Genomic DNA, 26,564 nt, shown 5'->3' with positions numbered 1-26,564 from the left:
CCTCAACGCAACCGCGGCTGGGCCACGACCTCGCGCAGCCGCCGCAACGTCCGCAGCGTCGTCTCCAGATCCTCCTGGGACACCGATCGCGCGACGTCCTCCGCCCAGTCGACCTGCGCCGCCCCCAGCTCGCGCAGCGCCTCCTTCGCCCGCCGCGTCACCGACAACAGCGGCGCCCGCGCGTCGGCCGGATTCGGCAGGCGGTCGAGCATTCCGTTGCGCAGCAAGCGGTTCACCGTCTCCTGCACGCTCTGGCGCCGCAGCCCGCGGCGGCGCGCCACCTCCGCGGCGGTCGCCGGGCCGTCCTCGAGGAAGCCGAGCACCTGCCACTGCGCCGCCGTCAGCCCGACCGGTTCCGTCAGCGCGTCGCCCGCCGCCAGGAAGCCGCCGTTGCACGCGAAGACCGCGTCGATCACCCGGGTGAACGTCTCGGCTCGGAGGGACCACATGCGTGCTAGTCTCGCACATCGACAGGCACCTGTCGAAATGGAGACGACCATGGACATGCCCACCCTCGGCCCCGCGCACGCCGCACTGAAGGCGTTCACCGGCGACTGGACCGGCACCGAAGACCTCGCCGCGTCGCCGTGGGCGCCCGCGTCGACCGCGCGCGCCGGCTGCGAATACCGCCTGGCGCTCAACGGCTTCGCGCTGGTCCAGCACTACCGCCAGCGCCGCGAAGACGGCACAGAGTTCCTGGGGCACAACGTCTTCACCGTCGACCCACAGACCGGCGAAACGCTGTGGTACGGCTTCGACAGCTACGGCTTCCCGCCCGAGTCACCCGCCCGCGGCGGCTGGAGCGGCGGGACGCTCGTCCTGGACAAGAAGACCGCCCGCGGGGTCGCCCGGCACCGGCTCACCCCGGACGGTGACACCCTGACCCACGAAATCGACGTCAAGATGGGCGAAGACCGCGAATTCAGCCCATTTCTGCGCGCTCGGTACACCCGGGAAAACGGGCAGGAGGAAACAGGCGACGCCCCTCCCCCCTTGGCATGAGGGCGTCGCCTGTTTCCGGTCTGTGCCACCACATTCGCGGACCTGCCGACGCGGGCGATCCGGCGATGGGTCAATTACACAACAGATATTAGTTATTCCGTGTTGCTCGTTTTCAGGCCGTCCAGCGAGTGTGTCCCCGATGCTCTCGAAGGCCCAGGGAAAACGATTACTTTCACCCGAACGGCCTAGCGTCGGCACCCGCCCAGCGGGAGCCCGCCGACCCGCGGGCGGCCGGAATTGTCGGACCCCCGGAGTAGAGATGGAGGCGTGCGCAGATCCGCCGGAACACCCCAGGACACCACGGAACCGCCCCCGCTGATCGGGGTCGAGAACCTGAAGATGCCCGAGTGGGCGCGCGTCGACGAACGCGTGGCCGACGCCGGGTTCGGCCAGGCCGTGCGCGCGTTGCCGGCCGCGGTCGCCGTCGTGCTGCGGCTGGCCTGGCGGACGTCGTCACGGCTGACGCTGCTGGCCGGCTTCGTGCACGTCGTCTCGGGCTGCGTCACGGCGTTCGGGCTGCTCGCCACCGCGAACGTCTTCACCGCCCTGCTCGAACAGGGCCCGACGCCGGACCGCGTGCTGCAGTCGTTGCCGGCGATCGCGATCGTCACCGGTTCGTACGCGGCGCGCGCGGTGCTCGACGCCGCCGTCGCGGCCGTCGAGGGGGCGCTGCGGCCGCGCGTCACCGCGGCGGCGGACGACGCGGTGACGGCGGCGGTCGTGCGCGTCGGGCTGATCGCGTTCGAGGACGCGGACTTCCGGGAGCTGGCGCGGCAGGGCGCGCGGTTCGGCGTCCGGGCGATCGAGACGAGCCTGCGCCGGGTGGCCGACCTGACGTCGTCGGCGATCTCGCTCGCGGCGGCGATGCTCACCGCGGGCCTGCTCAACCCGTGGCTGGCCCCGGTGCTGCTGCTCGCCGCGGCGGCCGACGGCTTCGCCGCCGCGCGCATCGCGAAGCTGAACTACCGGCACTTCATCGACACGGTCGGGCGCAACATCCGCAAGTCGGTCGTCGAAGAGGTGGCCACCTGGCGGTCGATGGCCCTCGAGCGGCACGCGCTGACGTTGCAGGAACCGTTGCTCGGCGAGTACCGGCGCATCTCGCGCAGCCTGACGCGCGAAGAGGTGCGGCTCGCGCACCGGAGCAACCTGGTGCGGACCACCGGCCGGGCGGCGGCCGGGTTCGGCACCGCCGTCGCGTACCTGGTGCTCGGCTGGCTGCTCTACTCCGGCGGGATGGAGCTGGCGCTGGCCGGCACGGCGGTGCTGGCGATGCGCACGGCGTCGACGGCGCTGTCCAACACCATGCGCGCGGTCAACTCGCTGTACGAGGACTCGTTCTACATCGGGTTCTACAACCAGCTGCTGCGGGAGTCGGTCAAGCTGCAGCCGCCGCCGACGGCGCTGTCCGCGCCCGCCGACCCGGCCGAGATCCGGCTGGAGAACGTCACGTTCACCTACCCGGGCCGGAAGAGCCCGGCGCTGCGGGACATCTCGCTGACGATCCGGCGCGGCGAGGTGGTCGCGCTCGTCGGTGAGAACGGCTCGGGCAAGACCACCCTCGGCAAGCTGCTGACCGGGCTCTACCCACCGGACGAAGGCGTGGTGCGCTGGGACGACGTCGACCTCGCGCACGCCGACCCGGCGTCGGTGCACGCGAACATCGCGGTGATCGCGCAGGAACCGGCGGAGTGGCCGATGACGGCGGCGAACAACATCACGGTCGGCCGTCTCGGGCGCCCGGACCCGGACGGCCGGGCGTGGCGTGAGGCGGTGGACTACTCGGGCGCGGACGAGGTGATCGAGTCGTTGCCCGCCAAGGAGAAAACGATGCTGTCGAAGAAGTTCGACGAGGGCCACGACCTGTCCGGCGGCCAGTGGCAGCGCATGGGCATCGCCCGGGGCATCTACCGGGACGCGTCGGTCCTGGTGGCCGACGAACCCACGGCGGCACTGGACGCCCGCGCGGAGGCCCGGGTGTTCGCGGGTCTCCAGCACGCGAGCACGTCCCACGACGGCCGCCGCACGACGGTCCTGGTGACGCACCGGCTGGCCAACATCCGTTCGGCCGACCGGATCCTGGTGCTGGAGAAGGGAAGGCTGATCGAGCAGGGCACCCACGAAGAGCTGATCCGCGAGGGCGGGGTGTACCACGAGCTGTACGAAATCCAGGCCCGCGCCTACCGCAACGGCACCGACGTTCCCGTTCCGCGCGGCACGCGCACCCGGGCAGCGGATTTACCCTCGCCACCTCACGAGGCACACTGACCTGCCCAGCCCGTGGAGGCACGATGCGTCAGCTCACCCCCCTGGACGTGCAGTTCCTCAACGCCGAGTCGACCACCACGACCGGGCACGTCGGTGGTCTCTCGATCCTCGACCCCTCGACCGCGCCAGGCGGCGAACTCACCCTCGACGACCTGCGTGAGCTCATCGGCTCGCGGCTGCACCTCGCGAAACCGCTCCGCTGGCGGCTGCTGCCCGTGCCGCTCGGGCTCGACCACCCGTACTGGATCGACGATCCCGAGTTCGACCTCGAGTACCACGTCCGGGAGATCGCCCTCCCCGCGCCGGGCGACGAGCGGCAGCTCGCCGAGCAGATCGCCCGGCTCACCGCGCGGCCGCTCGACCGGCGGCGGCCGCTCTGGGAGGCCTACCTGGTCCACGGCCTGCAGGACGGCAACGTCGCCGTCTACACGAAGGTCCACCACAGCGCGATCGACGGCGTCTCCGGGGCCGAGCTCATCGGCGTGCTCATGGACACCACGGCCGAACCGAGGCCGGTCGAACCGCCGAAGAAACCGCAGAAGGAGCCCATCCCCACGCCGGTCGCGCTCGCGCTCAACGGGACGAAGAAGCTCGTGCTGCACCCCGTCAAAGCCGCGCTGCAGGTGCCGAAACTGCTGCAGCACATCGACGAGGTCCCCGGCCTCGGCCGCTACCCCGGCGTCGGGCTGCTCGCGAAGGCCGGCAGCGTGCTCAACCGCGTCACGCGCCAGGGCGCCGGCCGCCACGAAGCCGACCGGCCGCGGCTCGTCGCGCCGGACACGCCGTTCAACGGGCCGATCAGCCCGCACCGCCGCTTCGCGTACGGCTCGCTGCCCCTCGACGAGGTCAAGCACGTCAAGAACGTCTTCGGCGTCACGGTCAACGACGTCGTGATGGCGTTGTGCGCGAGCGTGATGCGCCGGTGGCTCGTCGACCACGACGCCCTGCCCGACCAGCCGCTCGTCACGCTCGTCCCCCTTTCGGTGCGGACGCCCGAGCAGGCCAAGGACGCCGGCAACCAGGTGTCGGTCATGCTCGCGCCGCTGCCGACGCACCTCGCCGACCCCGCCGCGCGGCTGGCCGAGGTCACCACGGCGATGGTCGCCGCGAAGCAGCGGTACCAGCCGCTGCCCGCGTCGTGGCTGGTCGACTTCAGCGGGATGCTCCCGGCCGCGCTCGGCGGGCTCGCCGCCCGCGCCACCATGCTCTTCCTCGGGGCCACCGCGCCGGTCGTGAACCTCGTCGTGTCGAACGTCCCCGGGTCGCAGAGCCCGCTGTACCTCGCGGGCGCGCGGCTGCTCGCGAACTACCCGGTGTCCGCGATCACCGACGCGAGTGGCGGGCTGAACATCACCGTGATGTCCTACGACGGCAAGCTGGACTTCGGGTTCGTCGCCTGCCGCGAGCTGATCCCGGACGTCTGGGACCTGATCGACCACCTGCACGACGCGCTGGCCGAGCTCACCAAGCTGGCCGCCGAGCACACCCGGGAGGCCTGATGGCGGAGCGCGTCGCGGCGGTCGGCGGCGTCGAGCTGTGCCACGAGACCTTCGGAGACGCGGGCGACCGGCCGCTGCTGCTCGTCATGGGGCTCGGCGCGCCGATGATCTGGTGGGACGAGGAGTTCTGCGAAACCCTGGCCGCGCAAGGGTTCCACGTCATCCGGTTCGACAACCGGGACGCCGGGCGGTCGAGCCGGATGCGGGGCCGGGCCAACCTCGCGCAGGCGTACCTGCTGCACAGCGCGCCGTACTCGCTCGCGGACATGGCCGGCGACGCCGCGGGCCTGCTGGACGTGCTGGGCGTCCCGGCCGCGCACGTCGTGGGCGCGTCGATGGGCGGGATGATCGCGCAGACCCTGGCCATCCGGCACCCCGAGCGGGTGCTGTCGCTGACGTCGATCATGTCCAGCACCGGCGGCCGGCTGGTCGGCCGGCCGAGCGGCAAGGCGATGTCGATGCTGCTCAGCCCGCCGCCGCGCAACCGCGCGGACTACGTCGAGCTGCTCGTGCGGACGTTCCGGCTGATCGGCTCGCCGGGCTACCCGTTCGACGAGGCACGCATGCGAGACCGTGCGGAGCGCACGTTCGACCGCGGCGTCCACCCGGGCGGCACGGTGCGTCAGCTCGCCGCGATCATGGCCGAACGCGATCGCGCGCCGCGGCTGCGCAGGGTGCGAGTACCGGCCTTGGTGGTGCACGGCGCCCGAGACCCGCTGGTCAACGTGTCCGGCGGCCGCGCGACGGCCCGCGCGATCCCGGGCGCGGACCTCGACATCGTCCCCGGCATGGGCCACGACCTGCCCCGCGCGATCTGGCCGCGGGTGATCCGGGGCATCACGCGCATCGCCGACCGTGCGGAAGTGGCGCACACGCGTGATTGAGCGGGCATCACGCGTGATTGAAGGGGCATCACGCGTGATTGGGGGGTCGACACGGGTCAGCCGGCGAGCGTGATCGAGCCCAGGTGGGAGAAGTGGGCCGCGACGCGGGAGCCGGGGCGGACCGGGACCGCGTCCGTCATGCCGCCGGTCAGGACCAGCCAGCCCGGCTCCAACGCCAGGCCTCGCGCGCCCAGGGCGTTCGCCGCCAGGGCCAGTGCCTCCGCCGGGTGGCCCTGGACCGCCGCGCCGGTCGCCGTGTCGACGATCTGGCCGTCGACCTCCAGCAGGGCCGCTTCCAGCGAAAGGTCGAGAGACGCGGGCGGCAGTCCGACCGGGCCCACGCTGAAGTACGCCGACGAGCCGTTGTCGGCGACGGCGTCCGGGAGCGTGAAGCGGTAGTCGGTGTAGCGGCTGTCGATGACCTCGATGCCGCCGTACACGCGGTCGACCGCGGCCAGCGCCGTCGCCGCCGTGACACCGGGGCCGGTCAAGCGATCCCGCATCACGAAGACCAGCTCCGGCTCGGCCCGCGGGTGGATCAGCGAAGGCACGGGGACGCCCGCCGGCAGGACCATCGCGTCCGTCAGCCAGGCGAGCAACGGCGAGTCGATGCCCATCCGCTGCTGCTTCGCCCGGGACGTCAGGCCCAGCTTCAGCCCGACGAGCGTCTCGCCGCGGGCCCGCCGCAGCCGCAGGGCCTCGTCCTGGATCGCGTACGCCGTGTCGACGTCCAGCCCGGGCCACTCCTCCGAGAGCGGCGCCCGCTCCGAAACCGTCCCCAGCAGCGCCGCGGCCGCCTCACGCACGTTCACGATTCCTCCGAAGCAGGGGCGAAGACGGCGGTGACGCTGCCGAGGCCGGCGATGGTCGCGACGATCGTGTCGCCCGGCGACACCGGGATCGCCCGGGTCATCGACCCCGGCAGCACGACGTGCCCGGGTTCCAGCGTGACGCCCAGCGGCCCCACCGTGTTCGCCAGCCACACCAGCGAGTTCAGCGGCGAGCCGAGCACCGCGCCGCCCGCGCCCGTCGCCGCCACCGCGCCGTTCTGGTAGAGCACACAACCGGCCAGCCGCAGGTCCACGGAACCCAGCGCCGTCGGGCTGCTGCCCAGCACCACCCCGCCGGACGACGCGTTGTCGGCGATCGTGTCGAACAGCGAGATCTTCCAGTCCTGGATCCGCGAGTCGACGATCTCCAGCGACGGCAGCACGAAGTCGACCGCGCGCACCGCGTCGGCGACCGTGACGCCGGGGCCGCGCAGCGCCGAGCCGAGCACGAACGCGATCTCCGGCTCGATCCGCGGCTGCAGGAACGCCGACGTCGGGATCGCCTGGTGCTCGAGGTGGAACATGCTGCCGGTGAGGTGCCCGTAGTCGGGCTGGTCGACGCCCATCTGCCGCTGCATCGCGGCGGACGCGAGCCCGACCTTGTGCCCGCGGACCGCGTCGCCGCCCTCGACCCAGTGGCGCACCTGCTCCTGCTGGATCCGGTACGCGTCCTCGACCTCCGCGTCCGGGTAGGTCTTGATCAACGGCTCGACCGGCTCACGCGTCGCGTAGGCCCGCGCCAGTACGGCGGCGGCCTCCTGCACCTTGCTGACGTCCACTCCGGCGACTCTGCCGTGGGGGCACCCCGGGCACAAGCCTCGACGTTCCACCCAACGGAACTCTCGCCAGGCAATCTCTTGCGCGCGAGACAATCTGGGCGTACCGTTCGAGGCACCACCAGGAAGGGACGTGAGGGACATGGCACCGACCCAGGCCGAGGTCACCAAGCTCGCCGAGATCCGTGACGAGCTGCGCGAGCGCCACCTGCACCCCGCCGCCGAACGCCCGGCGACGAACGGGCGCGGCATCCACCACACCGCGCTGATCTCCAGCGACGTCGAGCGGACCATCGGGTTCTACCAGGACATCCTGGGCTTCCCGCTCACCGAGCTGATCGAGAACCGCGACTACCCCGGTTCCAGCCACTTCTTCTTCGACGTCGGCAACGGCAACGCCGTCGCCTTCTTCGACCTGCCCGGTCTGGACCTCGGCCCGTACACGGAAGTCCTCGGTGGACTGCACCACCTGGCCCTGTCCGTCACGCCCGAACGGTGGAGCGTGATCAAGGACAAGCTCGACGAAGCCGGCGTGAAGTACCTGCTGGAGAGCAAGACCTCCATCTACCTGTCCGATCCGGACGGTGCCCGCGTCGAGCTGATCTCCGACCCGCTCGGCGAAATGTACGGCGAGAAGATCGGCTGAAACCGTGTTCCCGGCGCCGCGCGCCGTTTAGCCTGTGCGCGACGCCTGGAGGTCCGATGTCCGACTGGTCGCTCTCCCGCGCGAAGGCGCGCCTCGATCACCGCGAGCTGCTCGACGAGCTCACCGCGCGCACGCGGTTCGAGGTCCGGCTGCACCTGAACGAGCCGATGACCAACGGCGCCTACGACGAGCTCACGAGCATCTTCGCGATCGGGCACGGCGAGTGCGCCACGCTGCTGGCGCACCACCGGCTGCTCCCGTGGTGGGAACGCTCGCTGCTGCACCGGTACGCGCGGCGCCTGCACGGCAAGGCGATCACGCGCAGTGTCGGCGTGGTGCCCGCGGAGGTCGCACCGCAGGCGGCCCGCGCGTTCGGCGCCGAGATCGCCGAGCTCGCGCCCGGCTCCGGGGACACCGGCGCGAAGTACGACCTCCAGGGCCGCGGCCTGCTGACGGTGTTCCGCATCGCGGTCGGCGCCAAGGGCGAGGTCTGGCCGGACCGCCACGAAGTCACGACGACGTCCGCCCGCAACATCCTGACGTGTGCCGCGACCTTCGCCCACCGCAAGCCGTGGCATGTGATCTGGCCCGTGTACCGCGTCCGCGGCCTGCGGCTCTGGAAGCTTTGACGCCCGCCGCGCGTTCCCCCGGTATGAAAGCAGAGGAAATCCTCGAAGGCGCGAAGACGATCGCCGTGGTCGGCCTGAGCCGCGATCCGGCCAAGGCCGCGCACGGCGTACCGGCGGTCCTGCAGGCGCACGGCTTCCGGATCATCCCGGTCCACCCGACCGCGACCGAGCTGCTCGGCGAGAAGGTCTACCGGTCACTGAAGGACATCCCGGAGCCGGTCGACGTCGTGGACGTCTTCCGGCCGTCCCCCGAGGCGCCGGGCATCGCACGTGAAGCCGTGGAGATCGGCGCGAAGGCGTTGTGGTTGCAGCAGGGCATCGTCTCGGCCGAGGCGCGCCGCATCGCCGAAGAGGGCGGACTCGAGTACGTCGAGAACCGCTGCACCGCCGTGGTCCGCGCGACGGCCGCGATCTCGAAGAACTAGGCGGCGCCTCGGGTCCGGCGGCCTATGCTCCGAGACGATGACCACCGAGACGACGTTCCTCACCGAGACGCGAGAATCCCCGCCGAGGACGGCGAGGCCGATGCCTTCGCCGCCTTCCCCGGCGAGGGCGGGCCGCACCCCAGGGTGCTGATGTACCCCGACGGCTTCGGAATCGGGCCCGGCTACTGCGTCGGCGGTCCGGCTCCACTGGGATCGCCTGCTGCCGCTGCCGGCCGACAACACCTAGGCCGACGCTCCGAAGTGGACGATGCGGTGGTTCCCGGTCTCGGCCACCCAAACCCCGCCCAGCCCGTCGTCGGCCATGTGCCTCGGTGCGCTGATCGGCTCGGTCGTGTCGGTCAGCGGCGCGCCCGTTCGGGTGTCGAAGCGGGCCACGCGGCCGGTGTCGTCGACCAGCAGCCGGCCGACCGGGTCCAGCGTCAGCCCGCGTGGCCGGTCCAGCCCGCCGAACTCGCGCACGAACCCGCCCCACCATGAGAACTGCACCACGCGGCGGTTGCCGGTGTCGGCGACGTAGACGTTGCCCGCCGCGTCGACCGCGACCCCTTCCGGTGCCTTGAGCCGCCCGGACAGCACGCGCACCAGCGCGCCGTCGTGGGTGAACGCCTGCACGCGGTCGTTGCCCGTGTCCGCCACCCACACCCGGCCGCGCACGTCGACGGCGAGGCCGGACGGCGCGCGGAACTGGCCCGGCCCCGAGCCGGGCCCGCCGAACGCACGCGGGAGCGCCGCGACTTCACTGGTGGCCACGCTGCCAGGATCGCCGACCGCGAGCCACGGCGGCCAGTACCGAAAAGAGTGTTCAGCGACTGTTCGGCCGTCGCTCACCACGTCCACCGTGAGCACGTCCGCCGCTCCAGAAAGCTGTACGCGGGCAGCGGCCCGACCCAGTCGGCCTGGACACCGCCGCCGCGGGCCAGCCCGGTGACCGCGTCGCGGACGACGAGCAGGTCGCCCATCCCGACCAGGAACGCCCACCGCTCGTCGGCGGACTCGCCCGCCGGCAGCGACACCGAATCGCGGGCGCGTTCGGCGACCTCGCTCAGCAGCACGTCGGAACGCGCCGCGCGCCACGCGGAGTCGGGTTCGGTGAACCGCAGGCAGACGTGCACCTCGGCCAGGCCGTCGAGCCGGTCGAGGTCGGCGCGGTAGGTGTCGGCGGCCGGGGCGAGCACCTCCTGCCGGACGGCGTCCTCGTCGTCGGCCACGGTGCCGAACCGGACCGGCAGCACCGGCCCGCCCTCGACGAGCGCGGACACCACCGCCAGGTGCACCGCCGGGTCGGGCTCGGGTTCGCCGACGACCATGGCCAGGTCCTCCCAGCACACCGTCCGCGGCGCCCGCGGGTGCCCGGCGCGCACGACGCCGTAGAGCTGCAGCGTCACGGCTGTTCGACCGGGATCACCGGTTCCACCGGCACCGCCACGGCGGGGGTCGGCGGCGGGGGCGGGATCAGCCCGGTCGTCTGGCCGAGTCCCTGGGAGATCTGCCCGGGCACGGGCGTGTTCTGCAGCCGCTGCATCGCTTCGAGGTACCGGATGTAGGTGTCGACGCTGGCGATCACGATCCGCGCCTCGATCGCCAGCAGCTCGATCCCGATCACCGACACCCGCACCGAAGCGTCGATCACGAGTCCCTTGTCGAGCAGGATGTCGAGCGTGTCGGCGAGGCCGCCGCCGGTCTGTCCCGGTCTGGTCAACTCGGTCCTTCCATGGTTTCGTCGAGGGCCGCGCGGATCTCGGCGAACCGGAGCTCCAGCGCGATCAGGGCCTGGCCGAGGTCTTCGACCTGGTCGTCGGTGAGCGTTTCCATCCGCCGCAGCGCCTGGCGTTCGAGCACTTCGCGGAGGATGTCGAGCACGGTGACGACCAGGTGGCCGAGCCCGCGGCCCGCGTCGGCGGGGATCCGGACGGCCCCGCTCACCCTTCGAGCCCGAGCAGCAGCAACCGCAGGTCGAGCCGCACCAGGTCGATGCCGGCGAGCGAGATGATCACGTCACCGGTCACGACAGCGCCCCGGTGCACGACCCGGTCGAGCAGGTCGGCGACGGCTTCCACCGCGGCGTCAGCCATCGGCCGCCACCCCGAGCTCGATGTCGGTGAAGGAGTACGGCGGCCACGGGCCGGAGGTCTCCACCGTCGCGCCCACCGTGCGCAGCTCGCGGGCGAACCACTCGAACTCGGCGTGGAACGCGGCTTCCCGGCCGGTTTCGACCAGGTAGGCGGTGTTGACCAGCACGCCGTGCGGCAGGGCCCGCCCGATGCTGTCGGCGGCGTGCCGGCGCAGCGCGCCTTCGAGCCGTCCGGCCGCTCCGACGACGTCCTCGCGGGCGCGCTGGACCGCTTTCAACCGTTCCCGGCGGCGGACGAGGTACTGCGTGCCGGTCAGGCCCGCGGCGTCCGGCCGCGTGGTCGTCGCCGGTTCGGCGTGCCGCACGCGGACGCCCCACTCCCGGTGCCCGGCCACCTCGTCGAGGCAGTCGCGGGCCTGGTCGTAGGCGGCCGCCAGCAGCCGGCGGACGGCGTCTTCGCCGTCGAGGACCGTGCCGAACCGCAGCGGCAGCACGGGTTCGTGCCGGAACACCGCGCGCACCACCGCGTCGTGCTCGCGGGCCAGTTCGGCGAGCGCGCCGTCGACCGGGTCGAGCGTGTCGATGCGGTCGAAGCGCGCCGGCTCCGCCTCCGAGACGACCACGCCGAGGTCCCGGTAGCCGATCAGGCGCGGCGGCCCGATGTCCAAAGTGGCCGGACGGTTGCGGGTGATCGCGTACGCGGACAGCCAGTCGCTCACCGCGGCTCTCCCGTCCCGATCGGCGCGGGCAGCCGCGCCTCCAGTTCGGAAACGCGGGCCGCCAGCTCTTCACGGTGGGCGTTCGGCGAGAAGAACGGGTCGCCGGTCCACCAGTCCATGCCCATTTCCCGGGCGGTCTGGGCCGAGGCGATGAACAGCCGGATCCGCAGTGTCAGCAATTCGACGTCGACGACGCTGATGCCGATGTCACCGGCTATCACGACACCCTTGTCGAGCACGCGTTCCAGAATGTCCGCCAATGAATCGGACGAAGCGGCCAAGTGTCACTCTTCCTTTCAGGAATCGGTGGCGCCCCGCGTGAACCGCCGGAGCCGCTCACAGGCGGCGAGCTCGCCGGCGGCGTCGAGGTCCACCCGGTAGGTGGCCATCACGCTGGTGGAATCCGGGATCCGGGCCAGCTCGACGACGTCGACGAGCACCGACCAGCCGCCGTCGGCGCGGGTCCGGAGCCCGGTCACGGCGTGCGGGGTCAGCCCCGTGACCACGCCGAACTGGGCCGTCCCTTCGCGAATGGCGTCGGCGGCACGAAGCCGGGAAACGGATTTCTCGGAGTCTTCTTGAACGGTGTTATCGTAGGCAGGGAACGGTTGCTGCGATTCCGTCATCGCTTTCCTGATCTCGGGTGGGTGCCCACCGTAGCAACGGGCACAACCGCCCGCAGATGAGCTAAGACACGGTATTTTTCACCGGTTCGCGGTAACGAATGGGCTCTCTGCGGCAACCGGCGGCGGCAAACGGACCACTGCGGAACGCCCAGCGGAACCAATTCCCGGATTCCGCCCGGTATATCACGATCGAGTAACGTCTACCAGCCGGTAGCCGACGCCCCGGACGGTCTCGATGGTGCGGGTGCCGAACGGGACGTCGATCTTGCGCCGCAGGTACCCGATGTAGACCTCGACGACGTTCTCGTCGCCGTCGTAGTGCGCGTCCCAGACGTGGCCCAGTATCTCGTTCTTCGTCAGCGCGGTCCCCGGCCGGCGCAGCAGGAACTCCAGCAACCCGAACTCGCGCGCGGTCAGCTCGATCCGCTGCTGTCCTCTGTGGACGGTTCGCGCGGACGGGTCGAGCCGCAGGTCGCCCGCCTCCAGCACGGCGGGACGGGCCGGCGCGCCGCGGCGCAGCAGCGCCCGCAGCCGGGCGATGAGGACGACGAAGGAGAACGGCTTCGACAGGTAGTCGTCGGCGCCGAGGTCGAACGCGTCGGCTTCGTCGTACTCGCCGTCCTTCGCGGTGAGCATCAGCACCGGCGTCCAGTTTTCGGCCGCGCGCAGGCGTTTGAGCACCTCGTAGCCGGACAGCTCGGGCAGCATGATGTCGAGCACGACGACGTCGTACTCCTGCTCGGTGGCCCGCCAGAGCCCCTCGCGTCCGGTGTGCGCGACGTCGACGGTGAACCCCTCGGCGACCAGGCCGCGCCGCAGCGTCTCCGCGAACTCGCGCTCGTCCTCCACGATCAGCAGGCGCACTACTCCTCCTCCGGCAGTTCGAGCACCGGCAGCTCGAGCACGAACCGCGCGCCCGGCTCGGCCGGCTCGCTGTAGCGCGCCCGGCCGCCGTGGCGCGCCGCGATGCCCGCCACGATCGGCAGGCCCAGCCCGGTGCCGCCGTGCCCGCGCTGCCGCGACGCGTCGAGGCGGACGAACCGCTCGAAGATCCGCTCGCGGTCGGCTTCCGCGACGCCGGGGCCGTCGTCGCTCACCTCGACGACGGCGAGGTCGCCGCGCACCGAACTGGCGACGCGAATGTGCGAGCGCGCGTGCCCGCGGGCGTTGTCGACCAGGTTCCGCACCGCCCGCCGCAGCTGCGCCTCGCTGCCGCGCACCTTCGCCGGCCCGGCCCGGACCTCGACGTCCAGTGCGCACTCACCGCGGACCCGCTCGGCCTCGGCGCGGACTATGTCGTCGAGGTCGACCTCCGTGCGCGACGGCCGGTCGGTCGTGTCGTCGGTGCGGGCGAGCACGAGCAGGTCGTCGACGAGCTCACGCAGCCGCGCGGCCTCCCGGCCGATCACCGGCACCAGGTCCTCGGTGCTCTCCGGGTGCCGCCCGGCGACGTCGAGCGCGGTGCTGATCGTGGACAGCGGCGAACGCAGCTCGTGGCTGGCGTCCGCGACGAACCGGCGTTGCGCCGCCTGCGCCGACGCGAGCCTGCCGAGCATCTCGTTGAGCGTCACGGCCAGCCGGTGCACCTCGTCGCCGCCCGGCGGCAGCGGGACGCGGGCGGCAAGGTCGCGCGTCGAGATCTCGGCGACGGTCCGGCGCATCCGCTCGACCGGCCGCAGCGCCGAGCCGACCGCGCGATAGACCGCGAGCCCGGCGATCGCCAGCAGCGGGATCGAGATCAGCCCGAGCAGCAGCGTCAGCCGCGTCGACGCCTCGGTCACGGGTTCCAGCGACCGCGCCGAAATCACCGTGTACGGCCCGCCCGGCCCGTTGACCTGCTGCGACACGACGCGGTAGTCGTCGCTGTCGCCGTTGAGCCCGAGCGGGAGGGTCTCGATGCTTTCGTGCCCGACGGTGGGACGCGCGGTGGTCAGCGGCGGGTGCCCGACGATCGCCGGGTCGCTCGCGATCGGCACGCCGCGCGCGTTGAGCACCTGGGTGACGGCCTCGGTGTCGCCGGTGCTGGCGACGTCGGACGCGCTGAGGTCGCGCGCGCCCTCACGGACGAGCTGGATGGCGACCTGGCGGCCGGTGCTGCGGGCACTCTCGGTCACGCTGCGGTCGAGCGACTCTTCGAGCAGCACCACGACGACGGCGAGCGCGGCCGCGATGGCCAGCGCGAGCGCGAAGACGGCCACCGCCGTGGTCCGCATCCGGACGCCGGTCGCGGCGATCACCCTGCCCAGTTTCACGAACTCAGCGTAACCACGGACGGCCGCCGTCACGACGTCCGCCGACGGCGCGTGGCGGTGAGCCGCTCCACGCGCAGGCGGTCGACCTCGGGCAGTTCGAGAGCCGGCAGCGGGTGCCCGGCCGTCCAGGTCAGCAGCAGGTCGGCCAGCACGGGGTTGCGGGCGAGCGCGGGACCGTGCAGGTAGGTGCCGACGATCCGGTCGGTCACCGCGCCTTCGGTGCCGTCGCCGTTGCCGGTCCCGCGCACGACGTGCCCGAGCGGCTCGCTGTCGGCGCCGAGCTTGCTGACGCCGAGGTGGTTCTCGAACCCGGTGAGCGGCGCTCCGCCGAGGATTTCCGAGGACGTCGCGACCAGTTCGGAGACCGCGCGGCGCTCGCCGGGCTCGGTGACGACGTCGAGCAGGCCGAGACCGTCGTGGTCGACGCCGTCGAGGCCGCGGAAGCGGGTGCCGAGCACCTGCAGGCCCGCGCAGACACCGAAGACCACCGCCTGGGGCGTCAGCGCCCGCCGGTACTTCCGCAGGTGGGCCGCGGCCAGCGCCTGTGCGCCGTCCTCGCCGCCGCCGAGCAGGTAGAGGTCCAAAGTGGACGGAACCGGCTCGCCGAGCCCGACCGGCACGACCTCGGCGTCGAGCCCGCGCCAGCGCAGCCGCTGGCAGAGGACCTGCGCGTTGCCGGTGTCGCCGTAGGTGCCGAGCACCTCGGGCAGCAGGAGTCCGATGTGGACGATCGAGTCACGCACCCGGCAGCCTGCCCACGAGGTCGCGGAACGCGGTGTAGTTGGCGACGAGCTCGACGCCACCGGGCGGCAGCGCGTCGATCGCGGCGACCGGGTCGGACTCGGCCCAGTGCGCGACCTCGGCGTAGCAGAGCCGGACGGCGAGGTCGGCCCCGCGCTCGCCGGTGACGACGACCTGACGGCCGCGCAGCCGTTCGAAGTGCACGTCCCAGAGCCACGACAGGTCGCGGCCGTCGGCCTCCTGGGCGTTGACCGCGACGACGACGGGGGTGTCCTCGTCCAGCACCCGCAGCGTTTCGACCCAGCCGGCCGGGTTCTTGGCCAGCATCAGCCGCACGGAGTGCCGCGACCGGCGGATCGTCCGGTAGCGGCCGCCGATGTCGGTGATGGTCCGCAGCCGAGCGGCGGCGGTGTGCGGCGGAACGCCGAGCCGGTGCGCGGCGGCGAGCGCGAAGGCGGCGTTCGACCGGTTCGCGTCCCCGGGAAGACGCAGGTCCAGGTCGACTTGGCGGCCGCCAGGGGTGTCGACGAGATCGCCGTCGAGGGTCCACGTGGGCTCGGGGCGGGCGAGGCCGCAGGCGCAGCTCCAGTGGTCTTTGGTGTGGGTGATCGGGCCGTCGCAGCGCGGGCAGGCGGTCGAGTCCCCGGTCCAGCGACGGCCGGCGCCGACCCACACGGGCTTCGCGGCCACGCTGGCCGCGGAGGTGACGAGAACGTCGTCACCATTGGCGACAATCGTGGTTCCGGGATGGTTTTCGATCGCTTTGCGCAGATCCCTTTCGGTGGAACGAACTTCGCCGACGCGGTCGAGCTGGTCGCGGCTGAGGTTGAGCAGGACGAGCACCGCGGGTTCCAGCTGGTCGGCGACCCAGGGCAGGTAGTTCTCGTCGACTTCGAGAACGGCGTAGGGCGCGTCGGGCCTCGCGGCCAGGGCGGCGAGAACGCCGTCGGGCATGTTGGCACCGTCGCTGTTGGCGGCGACCTCGGCGAGGGCTTCGAGGGCCCGGGTGATCATCAGGGCGGTCGTGGTTTTGCCGTTGGTGCCGGTGACGAGCACGACGGTGCGGTCCCGGCCGAGCCGCCGCAGAGCTTTCGGATCGAGGGCAAGGGTGACGCGGCCGCCGATGACACCGCCTTTGCCGAGGCCGGCCCGCCGGGAGAGCCAGGCGGAGACCCGCCCGGCGGTCACGGACGCGCGGGTACGGAGGGGGCTGCGGGCGGTCACCGGGTGGATGGTGCTCGGGGGGCGCTGTGATTTCGCTGAGTCCGTGACCCGGGTCTCGGCCGGGGATGCTCGGTCCTCCCTGGCTGGGCCTCCCCGGCTGGGCCTCCCTGGCTGGGCCTCCCTGGCTGGGCCTCCCTGGCCGGGTTCGCTGCGGCCGGCAGGCGCCGGCGAAGTCGCGGCCCGGCTCGCTCGGTCACCGGCGCGCCAGTGGGCAGGTCGGGTGAGGTCACGAATGAGTCATCGGCGACACCACCGCTCGGCGCACGGAAGGCAGCGCGCGGGGTTAGCCGACCTGAATGTCGTGAACGACTTCGTGCATGGCCGGGCGAGGTGAACGGGTCGTCCACGACACCGTGGCGACACAGCCCCCGCCGACACAGCCCCCGCCGACACAGCCCCCGCCGACACAGCCCCCGCCGACACAGCCCCCGCCGACACAGCCCCCGCCGACACAGCCCCCGCCCGTCCCTGGGGGGCGTCCCTGTTCCAGCGTATCGACCCCCACCGACGAAAAACGCGAAAAGCCACCACCCGAGCCGGTTTGTCCACATTACGGCCACCCTGGGGACAACTCCTCTACTCCCTTCACGGCCCATTCACGGATATGAACCACCCACTGTCGAACTTGTCGAACAACCCCGTCCACGCCTCCACAACCGCCATAGGTAGGGAACTTAACCATCGGAGGTTGTACCAATTAGCCTGCGCAACTAACCGCATTCTTGTGAGACGTTTCAAGATCTTCCCCACATACATCGGAGGTGTTACCGTCCAACCCCACCCAGCGGAAATGCGTACCGCTGAGCGGAAACGGGAACGTCCAACGGAGGGCATCGTGGGACCGGAGCGCGTACTGGAGAACAGCGGAACTCTCGAACGCGGGCTCGCGGTGCTCGAGCACGTGGGTCGGCACCAGGAGATTTCCACCAATGCGATCGCGCGGCAACTGGGGCTTTCCCGCAGTGCCGCCTACCGCATCGTCGGCACCCTGAAGAGCCTCGAATACCTCGAAGCCGACCAGGTCACCGGGCGGGTCAGGCTCGGCACGCGGCTCGTCGAACTCGGGGCGCGGGCCATGGCCGCCACCGATCTGCACCGGTGTGCGCCCCGGTACCTCGCGTCGCTCGCCGAACGGTCCGGGGAGACCACCTACCTCGCCGTTCCCGACAACGACACCATGGTCTACGTCGCCACCGAACGCAGTGCCAGCGCCGTCACCCTCGCCTGCCGGCTCGGTACGCGGCGGCCGCAGCACGCCACCTCGCTCGGGAAAGCCTGGCTCGCCGCGCTGCCCGAAGCCGATCGGGCCGAGCGCGTCCGGCGGATGAAGCTCGACTCCCTCACGCTCAAGACGATCAACGACCCGCTCCGGCTGCTCGACGACCTCGCGCGGACCAGCCGTCGCGGCTGGGCGGTCGACGAGGTCGAGAACGAGCCCGACGTCGGGTGCGTCGCCGCCGCCGTGCGCGATCACTCCGGACGGCCGATCGCCGCCATCTCCATCGCTGGGCCGGCGCCGCGCGTGCTGCGCCGCCTCGACGAGCTCGGTGCCTCCGTCGCCGGGACCGCCGCCGCCCTGTCGCTGCGGCTCGGATACGTCCGGGGGCAGCGGGGATGACCTGGCTCCAGGACTACCAGCCGGCGGGCGGACTGTGGGTCTCCGCGCTGCTCGCCGCGCTCCCGATCATCGTGCTGCTGGTCGCGCTCGGCGTCGTCCGCCTGTCCGCGCACCTGTCCGCCGCCCTCGCACTGGTCACCGCGCTCGGCGTCGCCCTGCTGCTGTACCGGATGCCGGCCGCGCTGGCGTTCGACTCCGCGGCGATGGGCGTCGTGTTCGGCGTGTGGTCGGTGGCCTGGATCGCCTTCCACGCCGTGTACTTCCACAACGTCACCGTCGCCACCGGCCGGTTCGACGCGATCAAGCGCGTGCTCGCCGGGTTCAGCGAAGACCGGCGGCTGCAGGCGCTGCTCATCGCGTTCGGCTTCGGCGCGCTCCTCGAAGGCGTCGCGGGCGGCGGGTCGCCGATCGCGATCACCGCGGCGATGATGGCCGCGCTCGGGTTCCCGCCGGTGAAGGCAGTCGTGCTGGCGCTGCTGGCGAACACCGCGCCGGTCGCGTTCGGCGGGCTCGGCAACCCGCTGATCGTGCTCGGCCGGCTGACCGCGCCGATCATGCACCTCAAGCAGGACCAGGCGACCGAGCTGTTCTCGGCGGCGGTCGGCCGTCAGGTGCCGGTGCTCGCGCTGATCATCCCGGCGTTCCTGGTCGTCGTGCTCGCCGGCTGGAAGCGCATGCTCGAGGTGTGGCCGGCGGTGCTGACCGCCGGGCTCGCGTTCGCGGCCATGCAGTTCGTCGCGTCCAACTACATCAGCGCCAGCCTGGTCGACGTCCTCGCCGCGCTCACCGCGATGGCCGCGCTGTGGATACTGACGCGGTTCTGGCAGCCCGCGACGGTGTGGCGTTTCGAGGGTGAAGAAAGCGCTGTCAAGAGTCTGGGCGCGGCGCAGTCCGAACGCGGCGCGCTCTACGCGTGGATGCCCTACATCATCCTGATCCTCGCCATCTTCCTGTCGCGGATCGGCACGATCTTCAAGAACCTGCCCACCTGGCTCGACCTGACGAAGCTGTTGCACAAGGCGGACTGGATCTTCGCGTGGCCGGGGCTGCACAACCACGTCGTCCAGCACCCGCCGATCACCGCGAAGAACGCGCCGTACGCGGCGACGTTCACCGTGGACTTCCTGTTCTCGCCCGGCACGGTCGCCCTGGTCGCGGCGGTCATCGCCGGCTTCGCGATGGGTGGCCGGGCGGGGCTGCTGGTGAAGACGTACCGGGAGACGCTGTTCCAGATGCGCTGGGCGCTCGCGACGATCTTCATGATCCTGGCGATCGCGTTCGTGATGAACTACTCGGGCGCGACGCAGACGCTGGGCCTGGCACTGGCGACGACGGGCGCGGTCTTCCCGCTGTTCTCGGCGTACATCGGCTGGCTGGGCGTGTTCCTGACGGGCTCGGACGCGTCGACGAACAGCCTGTTCGGCCCGATGCAGGTGATCTCGGCCCAGCAGCTGAACCTGAACCCGATCCTGGCGGGCGCGACGAACACGTCGGGTGGCGTGATGGGCAAGATGATCTCGCCGCAGAACCTGTCGATCGGCGCGACGGCGATCGGGCAGAGCGGCAAGGAGGGGTCGCTGCTGCGCCAGACGTTCCTGTGGTCGCTGCTGCTGACCGGGGTGGTCGGCGTGATCTCCCTGCTGCAGGCGACGATCCTGACGGCGATGATCCCGTCGCCCTAGGCTGGGGCGCATGAGTGAGTCGCTGGCGTCCTTCGGGTACGAGCTGGGCCTGCTGAAGCGCGTCCGCCGGTCGGGCTGGTGGCACGCGGGGGTCCGCGACCCGGAGTCGGTCGGCGAGCACAGCCTGCGGGCGGCCCAGCTCGCGGCGTTGATCGCGACGGAGGAGGGAGCGTCGCCGGAGCGGGCGGCGTTCCTGGCGCTGTGGCACGACACGCAGGAGACCCGGACGGGTGACCTTCCGCTGACGGCGGTGGACTACCTGAAGAAGCCGGAGCCGCGGCAGATCACGGCGGACCAGACGGCTGCCTTGCCCGCGCGGTCCCGCGAGCTGGTGCGCGACGCGGTCGACGAATACGAGACCCGCTCGTCGGCCGAGGCGTTGTGCGCCAAGGATGCCGACAAGCTGGAGATGCTGCTGCAGGCGCTGGAGTACCGGGACATCGGGGTTCAGCGGGTCGACGAGTGGATCGGGTCGGCGACGAAGGGCCTCACGACGGAGACGGCCCGGAAGATCGCCGAAGCGGCGTTGACGCTGTCACCGATGGCCTGGCGGGACCGCTAGTCCATCCAGGCCGAGGACCTTGAGCCAGGACGGTACGGAAAGGTCGACGCAGACCGCCACGGCGAGCACCGGGAGCGGCAGCAGGATCGCGTCGCGGAACTCGCTCTCGCCCTTGATCCGGCTGAATTCGGCGTACAGCTCCGGTTTGGCGACGATCAGCCGCGGTGACATGTACGAGGGGTTGCGTCGGACCCCGCGCTCTCCTGGCGCCGGTGGAGCTCCTGGCTGATCCGGCCGCGCACGCGGTCGATCGCCCGGCCGCTCAACGGCCGGAACACCGACAACGGACCGCGCGGCCGGTGGCCGAAATCCTCGGGCGCGAGCCGCCGCAGGCAGGCGACGCTCAGCCGGAAGAACGCCGACTGCACGAGCGCTCCCGTCACTTCCCCGATCAGCAGGCACAGCACGCTGATCGCGACGAGCCGGCCGCCCGTGCCGAACAGCTCCAGCAGCTCCAGCGCCGGTTTCCCCAGCAACCCAGCCTGCGGTGGGTGGTAGTGGCCGATCAGGAGCCAGCCGGCGCAGAACCACATGTAGCCCGCCACCAGCGCACTGCGGACGTCCCGGAAGCCGGGCAGCAGCGACGCGAGCACAGCGTCAGCGCCCCACCGCCGTCGCGCGGTCCAAGAGCAGCGCTCGTTCGCGGGCGTTCTCCGTCATCTCCGCCGCCCTTCTGAACTCCTGCTCCGCCTCCGCCAGCCGGCCCAGCTTCTCCAGCAGGTCGCCGCGGACGCTGGGGAGCAGGTGGTAGTCCTTCAACGCCGGCTCGTCGGCCACCGCGTCGACCACCTCCAGACCCGCCGCCGGGCCCCGGGCCATCGACACCGCCACCCCGCGGTTCAGCTCGATCACCGGGGACGGCTGGAGCTTTCCGAGGCCCTCGTACAACGCCGCGATGCGCGTCCAGTCCGTCTCGTCCGCCGTGCGGGCGCGGGCGTGGCACGCCGCGATCGCCGCCTGGGCCGAATACGGGCCGTACGCACCCTCGGCGATCTGTTCCGACAGGGTCAGTGCCGCCAGGCCGTGCTGGATCAGCAGGCGGTCCCAGCGGGCGCGGTCCTGCTCCAGCAGGAGCACCGGCTCGCCGTTCGGGCCGGTGCGGGCCTTCGAGCGCGACGACTGGAGCTCCATCAGCGCGACCAGGCCGTGCACCTCGGACTCGCCGGGGATCAGCCCGGCGAGGACGCGGCCGAGGCGCATCGCCTCGTCGCAGAGCGCCGGGCGCATCCAGTCGTCGCCGCGGGTGGCCGAATAGCCCTCGTTGAACACCAGGTAGATGACCTCGAGCACGGACGACAGCCGCGCGACGCGTTCGTCGCCCTCCGGCACCTCGAACGGGACCTTCGCCGCCGCGAGGGCCTTCTTCGCCCGGACGATCCGCTGCGCGATCGTCGACTCGCTGACCAGGAAGGCGCGCGCGATCTCGTCGGTGGTCAGCCCGCCGAGCATCCGCAGCGTCAGCGCGACGCGGGCCTGCGTGTTCAGCACCGGGTGGCAGGCGACGAACAGCAGGCGCAGCAGGTCGTCTTCGATGTGGTCGTCGAGGGCCGCGTCGAAGTCGGGCAGGACGCCCTCGCCGAGCTGCTGGTCGCGCCCGACCTCTTCGAGCTTCTCCGCGTACCGCTCGTTGCGGCGGAACTGGTCGACCGCGCGCCGCTTGGCGATGGTCATCAGCCACGCGCCGGGGTTGCGCGGCACGCCGGACTCCGGCCACTGCTCAAGCGCCGCGACCAGCGCGTCCTGCGCCAGCTCCTCCGCGAGGCCGACGTCGCCGCGGGCCATGCGGGCCAGACCCGCGATGAGCCGCGGCGACTCGATCCGCCACACCGTCTCGACCGTGCTTCGGGCGTCCGCAACCGTCACCCGGCCATCAGACAGGGTGATCCGGCGCGGTGCAACCCACTAGCCGCTGATCGTGCGGATCTCGATCACGCCGCCCTGCTCCTCGGGATTCGGCGCCTGCCGCATCAGCTCGACGACCTCCCCGAGCGACTCGCCGTTCAGCACCCAGAACCCGGCGACGAGCTCCTTCGTCTCCGCGAAGGGACCGTCGATGACCTTCGGCTCGGTGTCGCCTTCGAAGACGACGCGCACGCCTTCCGCACTCGACGTGAGGCCCTCGGCGAGCACGATCCGGCCCTCGTTCAGCAGCCGCTCGTTGAACTTCGACATCTCGGCGAGCGCGACGGCGCTGGGCTGGAACCCGGCCGCCTCGGATTCGGGACTGGCCTTCACCATCACCATGAACCGCATCGCGTCACGCCTTCCGCGCGCTCTGCGCGCGCAGCCGGCCTTCCAGCTCTTCGACCTCGGGCGTCATGTTCTCGAAGTCGGACGCCTCCGCGACGCGCCGGATCTCGACCTCGCCGGCCTCGCCCTCGGGGTTCGGCATCCGCTTGATCCACTCGATCGCCTCGTCGCGGTCGCGGACCTGCAGGATCCAGAAGCCGCCGACGAGCTCCTTCGACTCGGTGAACGGGCCGTCGACGACCTTCGGGGTCTCCTTGCCGTCGAAGACGACCCGGGCGCCTTCCGCACTCGGCGCGAGGCCCTCGCCGGCCAGCAGGATGCCGGCCTTGACCATCTCCTCGTTGAACTTCCCCATCTCGGCCAGCAGCTCGGCGCTGGGGGCCTTGCCATCGGTGGCCTCGTTCGTCTTGACGATCACCATGAACCGCATCGCGGTCTCCTCTCGCTCGGTCTGCCTACGCGTCGAACGGCGGGGTCCCGGATCGACAGCTTCCGCCAAAAATCTTTCGCGACGGAAAACTAGCAGCTCAGGGCGGCTTCCGCGGGGCAAATCGGACAGGGGAGAATCGTCAGCCGTGGCGGTACTCCCCGACGACCTCTCCTCCGCGCTCGACGACGAGCTGGCCCGGCACCCCGTGCCGCGGCTCGCGCAGTCCGTCGACCGGCTCAGCACGCGCTACCGCCAGGGTGACGCGGCGACCTCGCCCATCCTCAGCTCCGAAGCCGACGTCGCCGCGTACGCCGGCTATCGCATGCCGGCCACCTACGCCGCCGTACACGCTGTGCTCGCCGAAGCCGCTTCGCGCGTGCCTGGCTTCGAGCCGCGGACGCAGGTCGACGTCGGTGGTGGCACCGGTGCCGCCGTGTGGGCGGCCGCCGCCGTGTGGCCGTCGCTGGCCAAGTGCACGGTTCTCGAGCAGGTCGCCGGGGCCATCGGGCTCGGCAAGCGGCTGGCCGCGGGTGCCCGGAACGCCGCCGTCCGGGGCGCCGAGTGGCGGCGCGGCTTCGTCGACCCGGCCGCGCCCGCGCCGGAAGCCGACCTCGTCACGCTGTCCTACGTCCTCGGCGAGCTGCCGGACGCCACCCGTGACGACGTCGTGCGCTGGCTGGCCGCCAAAGCGCAGACCGTCGCGCTCATCGAACCCGGCACCCCCGCGGGCTACGAACGGATCCGCGCCGCCCGCGCGCAGCTCATCGGCCTCGGCTTGCACGTCGTGGCGCCGTGCCCGCACGACGCCGCCTGCCCGATCGTGCCCGGCGAGGACTGGTGCCACTTCTCCGCGCGGCTGCCGCGGTCGGGCCTGCACCGGCGGCTCAAGGCGGGGACGCTCGGCTTCGAGGACGAGAAGTTCGCCTACGTCGTCGCGTCGCGGTCCGCGCCGGAACGGCCGGACGCGCGGATCATCCGGCACCCGAAGAAGCACAAGGGCTGGGTCGCGCTCGACCTGTGCACGTCGTCGGACGGGCTCAAGCCCGGCGTCGCCGTCTCGAAGAAGCAAGGCCCTCGCTACCGCGCGGCCCGCGACGCCGAGTGGGGCGACGGCTGGTCGGCGAACTGACCGCTAGGGCATCCGCACGGTCCGCAGGAACGCGGGCAGCCGCCACGGCCGCGGGCCGCCGATCCGGACCCCGCCACCCAGCACCGCCCGATGGCGGGAGATCCGGCCGAACATCATCGGCACCAGCACCGCCGGGTCGAACGTCAGCCGCACGTCGGCGCGGCCGTCCGGGGCCTCCAGCCGGAGCGCGCCGTGCTGCAGTGCCAGCACCGCGGGTGCCGTCGAAGCCGACCGGAACTCGACCGCGATCCGGCGCGGGGACGGCGTCGCGTCGTCGAGCAGGCGGCCCATGTCGTTGCGCACCATGCCGAACAGGAACAGCTCCAGGAACAACGCCTCGTGCGACGCCGGGATCGGCCACGGCCGCCTGATCGCGCGGGCGATGTCGAGGCCGTGCAGCAGCATCTCGTTGACCAGGTGCGCGAGCAAGCCGGCCACCGGCACACGCGAGCCGCCCAGCCACCACACCGGCTTCTCGGGGTCGACGTCCGCGCTGACCAGCAGCACCTCGGCGATGTCCGCGCGCAGCCGCTCGGCCAGCCGGCCGGGATCGCGTTCCGGGTACAGCTCGAGCGCGAGCGCGTTCATCCGCGAGATCGTGTCCACGCTGGCCGAGTCGATCCGCTCGGCGAGGCCCGGCAGGGGCAGCGGACCGCCGTCGCAGCGGATCATCGACGTGTACATCAGCGCGATCATCCCGACGTGCGACGCCGTTTCGGCGATCGTCCACTCGCCGAGCGACGTCGCGTGCGCGTCCCGCACGCCCGTCAGCAGGTCCGCGAACCGGGCGCCGGTCTCCGGCAGCGCGGCGCGCACCGCCTGCCACTGCGAAGGTGCGATGGTCACGGCTATCGACGGTAGGAGCCCGGACGGCGTCCGGGGTCTCCGAAGGTGCGGTTATCTTCTGGTCATGATCCGGCTCCTGCCCCGGTCGACCCGGTGGCGGGTCGCCCTCTTCGCCGCGCTCGCCTCGGCGCTCGTCCTCGGCCTCGGTTCCTACTGGTTCGTCGAGGCACTGCGCAGCGGCCTGGAAAGCTCCGCGAACCAGCTCGCCAGTGAAAAGGCCGGTGCGGTCGCCGGCCTGCTCGACGCCGGGGTCAAGCCCGTCGACGTCGCCAAGCAGCTCGACTACAGCGGCTACTGGATCAGCCCCGACAAGTCCGACAGCTGCCCGGACGCCCCGCGCACGAACGTCGGGCAGGCCGTGGTCTACGGGACCGACTGCGTGCTCGGCTGGCCCTTCGGCGGCGAGAACACCGTCGTGTCGCAGTCCGGGACCCTCGACGACAAGCACTTCGTCCGGGCGTCGGTGCCGATCGACCCCGTCGGTCTCGAAACCGTCGCCACCGCCCAGCGGATCCTGTGGGGCGGGGTGCCCGCGGCCGCGCTGCTCGTCGGCGGCGTCGCGTGGTTCGCCGTGCGGCGGTCGCTGCGCGCGGTGGGCGGCATCCGCGCCGAGGTCGACGGCGTACGCGCGGGCGACCTCGGCCGCCGCGTCCCGGTCCCGGACTCCGGCGACGAGATCACCGAGCTCGCCGTGACGATGAACGAGATGCTGGCCCGGCTCGACCGCTCGGTGCGGCGGCAGAGCCAGTTCACCGCGGACGCGTCGCACGAACTGCGCACGCCGCTGGCGTCGCTGCGCACGCAGCTCGAGGTGCAGCTCGCCCACCCCGACCGGCTCGACTGGCGCCGCAGCTGCGAAAACGCCGTGCTCGACGTGACGCGGATGGAGACGCTGGCCGCGGACCTGCTGCTGCTCAGCAAGCTGGACGCGGACCAGCCAGTCGGCACCGAGCCGGTGGTGCTGGCCGATCTGGTGTCCGAACACGTCGCCGCGCGGGTCCCGCATGACGGCGTCGAACTGCACCTCGAAGCGTCGCCGGTGGTGCGCGGCCACGCCGGACGGCTCGAGCGCGTGCTGCGCAACCTCGTCGACAACGCCGAGCGCCACGCGAAGAGCCGCGTGACGATCACGCTCACCGCGTCCGGCGGCCAGAGCGTGCTGACGGTCGAGGACGACGGGCCCGGCATCCCGCCCGAGCAGCGGGAGCGCGTCTTCGACCGGTTCGTGCGGCTCGACGAGGACCGTGCCCGCGAAGACGACGGCGGCTCCGGGCTCGGCCTGGCGATCGCCGCGGAGATCGCGTGGGCGCACGGCGGCACCCTGCGCGTCGCCGACGGCGAGTCCGGCGCGCGGCTGGAGCTGCGTCTTCCGCTTGCCTGAAGACGTCTTCAGCTCTCTTAAGCTCCGGCTCAGCGTGGCGTCAAGAGCATCCC

At 71.9% G+C, this 26,564-nt stretch carries 33 protein-coding genes; 12 read left to right on the top strand and 21 right to left on the bottom strand.

All coding sequences use genetic code 11. The features are described 5' to 3' along the window. Positions 1 to 2 precede the first annotated feature (2 nt). Complete coding sequence (locus tag ACZ7OU_RS10335) at positions 3 to 449, bottom strand: MarR family winged helix-turn-helix transcriptional regulator (protein WP_470254869.1); 447 nt, start codon at positions 447 to 449, stop codon at positions 3 to 5. Between the two features lie 49 nt (positions 450 to 498). On the opposite strand from ACZ7OU_RS10335, the gene ACZ7OU_RS10330 reads away from it, so the two are divergent. From ACZ7OU_RS10330 to ACZ7OU_RS10315, 4 genes are all read left to right on the top strand, one after another. Then, positions 499 to 1,002 carry a DUF1579 family protein gene (locus ACZ7OU_RS10330; RefSeq protein ID WP_470254868.1) on the top strand — a complete coding sequence of 168 codons (504 nt, stop codon included), beginning with the start codon at positions 499 to 501 and terminating at the stop codon, positions 1,000 to 1,002. Positions 1,003 to 1,341: 339 nt separating this feature from the next. Then, positions 1,342 to 3,270 (top strand): ABC transporter ATP-binding protein, encoded by a 1,929-nt coding sequence (locus ACZ7OU_RS10325; RefSeq protein ID WP_470255911.1) that lies wholly within the window; start codon positions 1,342 to 1,344, stop codon positions 3,268 to 3,270. A gap of 23 nt (positions 3,271 to 3,293) precedes the next feature. After that, positions 3,294 to 4,769: a WS/DGAT/MGAT family O-acyltransferase gene (locus ACZ7OU_RS10320; RefSeq protein ID WP_470254867.1), complete on the top strand. Its 1,476-nt coding sequence runs from the start codon at positions 3,294 to 3,296 to the stop codon at positions 4,767 to 4,769. Beyond that, on the top strand, positions 4,769 to 5,653 hold the full coding sequence (locus tag ACZ7OU_RS10315) for an alpha/beta fold hydrolase (RefSeq protein WP_470254866.1): 885 nt from the start codon (positions 4,769 to 4,771) through the stop codon (positions 5,651 to 5,653). The genes ACZ7OU_RS10320 and ACZ7OU_RS10315 overlap by 1 nt, the downstream gene beginning before the upstream one ends. A gap of 56 nt (positions 5,654 to 5,709) precedes the next feature. On the opposite strand, the gene ACZ7OU_RS10310 is transcribed toward ACZ7OU_RS10315, so the two are convergent. Continuing rightward, complete coding sequence (locus ACZ7OU_RS10310; RefSeq protein WP_470254865.1) at positions 5,710 to 6,465, bottom strand: 2-keto-4-pentenoate hydratase; 756 nt, start codon at positions 6,463 to 6,465, stop codon at positions 5,710 to 5,712. After that, on the bottom strand, positions 6,462 to 7,262 hold the full coding sequence (locus ACZ7OU_RS10305) for a 2-keto-4-pentenoate hydratase (protein ID WP_470242245.1): 801 nt from the start codon (positions 7,260 to 7,262) through the stop codon (positions 6,462 to 6,464). Before ACZ7OU_RS10305 ends, ACZ7OU_RS10310 begins: the two co-directional genes overlap by 4 nt. A 139-nt stretch (positions 7,263 to 7,401) precedes the next feature. Between ACZ7OU_RS10305 and ACZ7OU_RS10300 the strand changes: the two genes are divergently transcribed. The 3 genes from ACZ7OU_RS10300 to ACZ7OU_RS10290 are packed head-to-tail and all read left to right on the top strand — an operon-like array spanning position 7,402 to position 8,959. After that, on the top strand, positions 7,402 to 7,905 hold the full coding sequence (locus ACZ7OU_RS10300) for a VOC family protein (protein WP_470254864.1): 504 nt from the start codon (positions 7,402 to 7,404) through the stop codon (positions 7,903 to 7,905). A gap of 56 nt (positions 7,906 to 7,961) precedes the next feature. Next, entirely contained in the window at positions 7,962 to 8,534 is a 573-nt protein-coding gene (locus ACZ7OU_RS10295) for a hypothetical protein (RefSeq protein WP_470242247.1), read from the top strand. Between the two features lie 23 nt (positions 8,535 to 8,557). Next, positions 8,558 to 8,959, top strand: coding sequence for a CoA-binding protein (locus ACZ7OU_RS10290; RefSeq protein WP_470254863.1), 402 nt, complete (start codon positions 8,558 to 8,560; stop codon positions 8,957 to 8,959). Positions 8,960 to 9,202: 243 nt separating this feature from the next. Here ACZ7OU_RS10290 and ACZ7OU_RS10285 read toward each other — a convergent pair whose 3' ends face one another. From ACZ7OU_RS10285 to ACZ7OU_RS10230, 12 genes are all read right to left on the bottom strand, one after another. Further along, a complete protein-coding gene (locus ACZ7OU_RS10285; protein WP_470254862.1) occupies positions 9,203 to 9,730 on the bottom strand; it encodes an NHL repeat-containing protein in 528 nt (175 codons plus the stop codon). Positions 9,731 to 9,804: 74 nt separating this feature from the next. Further along, on the bottom strand, positions 9,805 to 10,365 hold the full coding sequence (locus ACZ7OU_RS10280) for a GvpL/GvpF family gas vesicle protein (RefSeq protein ID WP_470254861.1): 561 nt from the start codon (positions 10,363 to 10,365) through the stop codon (positions 9,805 to 9,807). Then, a complete protein-coding gene (gene gvpJ / locus ACZ7OU_RS10275) occupies positions 10,362 to 10,679 on the bottom strand; it encodes a gas vesicle protein GvpJ (protein WP_470242251.1) in 318 nt (105 codons plus the stop codon). Before gvpJ (ACZ7OU_RS10275) ends, ACZ7OU_RS10280 begins: the two co-directional genes overlap by 4 nt. Next, positions 10,676 to 10,903: a gas vesicle protein K gene (locus ACZ7OU_RS10270; protein WP_470254860.1), complete on the bottom strand. Its 228-nt coding sequence runs from the start codon at positions 10,901 to 10,903 to the stop codon at positions 10,676 to 10,678. The genes gvpJ (ACZ7OU_RS10275) and ACZ7OU_RS10270 overlap by 4 nt, the downstream gene beginning before the upstream one ends. Continuing rightward, complete coding sequence (gvpJ, locus tag ACZ7OU_RS10265) at positions 10,900 to 11,052, bottom strand: gas vesicle protein GvpJ (protein ID WP_470242253.1); 153 nt, start codon at positions 11,050 to 11,052, stop codon at positions 10,900 to 10,902. Before gvpJ (ACZ7OU_RS10265) ends, ACZ7OU_RS10270 begins: the two co-directional genes overlap by 4 nt. Beyond that, positions 11,045 to 11,770: a GvpL/GvpF family gas vesicle protein gene (locus tag ACZ7OU_RS10260; protein ID WP_470254859.1), complete on the bottom strand. Its 726-nt coding sequence runs from the start codon at positions 11,768 to 11,770 to the stop codon at positions 11,045 to 11,047. Before ACZ7OU_RS10260 ends, gvpJ (ACZ7OU_RS10265) begins: the two co-directional genes overlap by 8 nt. Beyond that, positions 11,767 to 12,009: a gas vesicle protein gene (locus tag ACZ7OU_RS10255; RefSeq protein WP_470254858.1), complete on the bottom strand. Its 243-nt coding sequence runs from the start codon at positions 12,007 to 12,009 to the stop codon at positions 11,767 to 11,769. Before ACZ7OU_RS10255 ends, ACZ7OU_RS10260 begins: the two co-directional genes overlap by 4 nt. 57 nt (positions 12,010 to 12,066) lie before the next feature. Further along, positions 12,067 to 12,396: a gas vesicle protein GvpO gene (gene gvpO, locus ACZ7OU_RS10250; protein ID WP_470242256.1), complete on the bottom strand. Its 330-nt coding sequence runs from the start codon at positions 12,394 to 12,396 to the stop codon at positions 12,067 to 12,069. A 183-nt stretch (positions 12,397 to 12,579) separates the two neighbouring features. After that, positions 12,580 to 13,260 (bottom strand): response regulator transcription factor, encoded by a 681-nt coding sequence (locus ACZ7OU_RS10245; RefSeq protein WP_155547547.1) that lies wholly within the window; start codon positions 13,258 to 13,260, stop codon positions 12,580 to 12,582. Continuing rightward, positions 13,260 to 14,648, bottom strand: a complete 1,389-nt coding sequence (locus ACZ7OU_RS10240; protein ID WP_470254857.1) for a sensor histidine kinase — start codon at positions 14,646 to 14,648, stop codon at positions 13,260 to 13,262. Before ACZ7OU_RS10240 ends, ACZ7OU_RS10245 begins: the two co-directional genes overlap by 1 nt. A 29-nt stretch (positions 14,649 to 14,677) precedes the next feature. After that, a complete protein-coding gene (locus ACZ7OU_RS10235) occupies positions 14,678 to 15,391 on the bottom strand; it encodes a type 1 glutamine amidotransferase (RefSeq protein WP_470242258.1) in 714 nt (237 codons plus the stop codon). Next, positions 15,384 to 16,613 carry a MurT ligase domain-containing protein gene (locus ACZ7OU_RS10230; RefSeq protein WP_470254856.1) on the bottom strand — a complete coding sequence of 410 codons (1,230 nt, stop codon included), beginning with the start codon at positions 16,611 to 16,613 and terminating at the stop codon, positions 15,384 to 15,386. The genes ACZ7OU_RS10235 and ACZ7OU_RS10230 overlap by 8 nt, the downstream gene beginning before the upstream one ends. An 835-nt stretch (positions 16,614 to 17,448) precedes the next feature. Here ACZ7OU_RS10230 and ACZ7OU_RS10225 point away from each other — a divergent pair. From ACZ7OU_RS10225 to ACZ7OU_RS10215, 3 genes are read left to right on the top strand one after another with little or no spacing between them, the layout of a single operon-like run. Next, entirely contained in the window at positions 17,449 to 18,231 is a 783-nt protein-coding gene (locus ACZ7OU_RS10225) for an IclR family transcriptional regulator (protein WP_470242260.1), read from the top strand. Next, positions 18,228 to 19,913, top strand: coding sequence for an L-lactate permease (locus ACZ7OU_RS10220; RefSeq protein WP_470254855.1), 1,686 nt, complete (start codon positions 18,228 to 18,230; stop codon positions 19,911 to 19,913). The genes ACZ7OU_RS10225 and ACZ7OU_RS10220 overlap by 4 nt, the downstream gene beginning before the upstream one ends. Before the next feature lie 10 nt (positions 19,914 to 19,923). Then, entirely contained in the window at positions 19,924 to 20,475 is a 552-nt protein-coding gene (locus tag ACZ7OU_RS10215; protein WP_470254854.1) for an HD domain-containing protein, read from the top strand. Here ACZ7OU_RS10215 and ACZ7OU_RS10210 read toward each other — a convergent pair. The 5 genes from ACZ7OU_RS10210 to ACZ7OU_RS10190 are packed head-to-tail and all read right to left on the bottom strand — an operon-like array spanning position 20,449 to position 23,155. Then, positions 20,449 to 20,646, bottom strand: a complete 198-nt coding sequence (locus tag ACZ7OU_RS10210) for a hypothetical protein (protein WP_470254853.1) — start codon at positions 20,644 to 20,646, stop codon at positions 20,449 to 20,451. The genes ACZ7OU_RS10215 and ACZ7OU_RS10210 overlap by 27 nt on opposite strands. Further along, on the bottom strand, positions 20,631 to 21,068 hold the full coding sequence (locus ACZ7OU_RS10205; RefSeq protein WP_470254852.1) for a hypothetical protein: 438 nt from the start codon (positions 21,066 to 21,068) through the stop codon (positions 20,631 to 20,633). The genes ACZ7OU_RS10210 and ACZ7OU_RS10205 overlap by 16 nt, the downstream gene beginning before the upstream one ends. A gap of 4 nt (positions 21,069 to 21,072) precedes the next feature. Continuing rightward, positions 21,073 to 22,338, bottom strand: coding sequence for an RNA polymerase sigma factor (locus ACZ7OU_RS10200; protein ID WP_470254851.1), 1,266 nt, complete (start codon positions 22,336 to 22,338; stop codon positions 21,073 to 21,075). A 39-nt stretch (positions 22,339 to 22,377) separates the two neighbouring features. Beyond that, a complete protein-coding gene (locus tag ACZ7OU_RS10195; RefSeq protein ID WP_470254850.1) occupies positions 22,378 to 22,728 on the bottom strand; it encodes a YciI family protein in 351 nt (116 codons plus the stop codon). A gap of 4 nt (positions 22,729 to 22,732) precedes the next feature. After that, positions 22,733 to 23,155, bottom strand: a complete 423-nt coding sequence (locus ACZ7OU_RS10190; RefSeq protein ID WP_470242266.1) for a YciI family protein — start codon at positions 23,153 to 23,155, stop codon at positions 22,733 to 22,735. A gap of 145 nt (positions 23,156 to 23,300) precedes the next feature. Between ACZ7OU_RS10190 and ACZ7OU_RS10185 the strand changes: the two genes are divergently transcribed. Further along, positions 23,301 to 24,284: a small ribosomal subunit Rsm22 family protein gene (locus tag ACZ7OU_RS10185; RefSeq protein WP_470254849.1), complete on the top strand. Its 984-nt coding sequence runs from the start codon at positions 23,301 to 23,303 to the stop codon at positions 24,282 to 24,284. Positions 24,285 to 24,287: 3 nt separating this feature from the next. On the opposite strand, the gene ACZ7OU_RS10180 is transcribed toward ACZ7OU_RS10185, so the two are convergent. Continuing rightward, entirely contained in the window at positions 24,288 to 25,130 is an 843-nt protein-coding gene (locus tag ACZ7OU_RS10180) for a maleylpyruvate isomerase N-terminal domain-containing protein (RefSeq protein WP_470254848.1), read from the bottom strand. A gap of 64 nt (positions 25,131 to 25,194) precedes the next feature. Between ACZ7OU_RS10180 and ACZ7OU_RS10175 the strand changes: the two genes are divergently transcribed. After that, entirely contained in the window at positions 25,195 to 26,511 is a 1,317-nt protein-coding gene (locus tag ACZ7OU_RS10175) for a sensor histidine kinase (protein ID WP_470254847.1), read from the top strand. Positions 26,512 to 26,564: the final 53 nt, after the last annotated feature.

This window comes from Amycolatopsis sp. NPDC114505 (assembly GCF_055633615.1).
The sequence above is the reverse complement of the archived record's forward strand: the minus strand, read 5'-3'. Positions and strand labels throughout refer to the sequence as shown.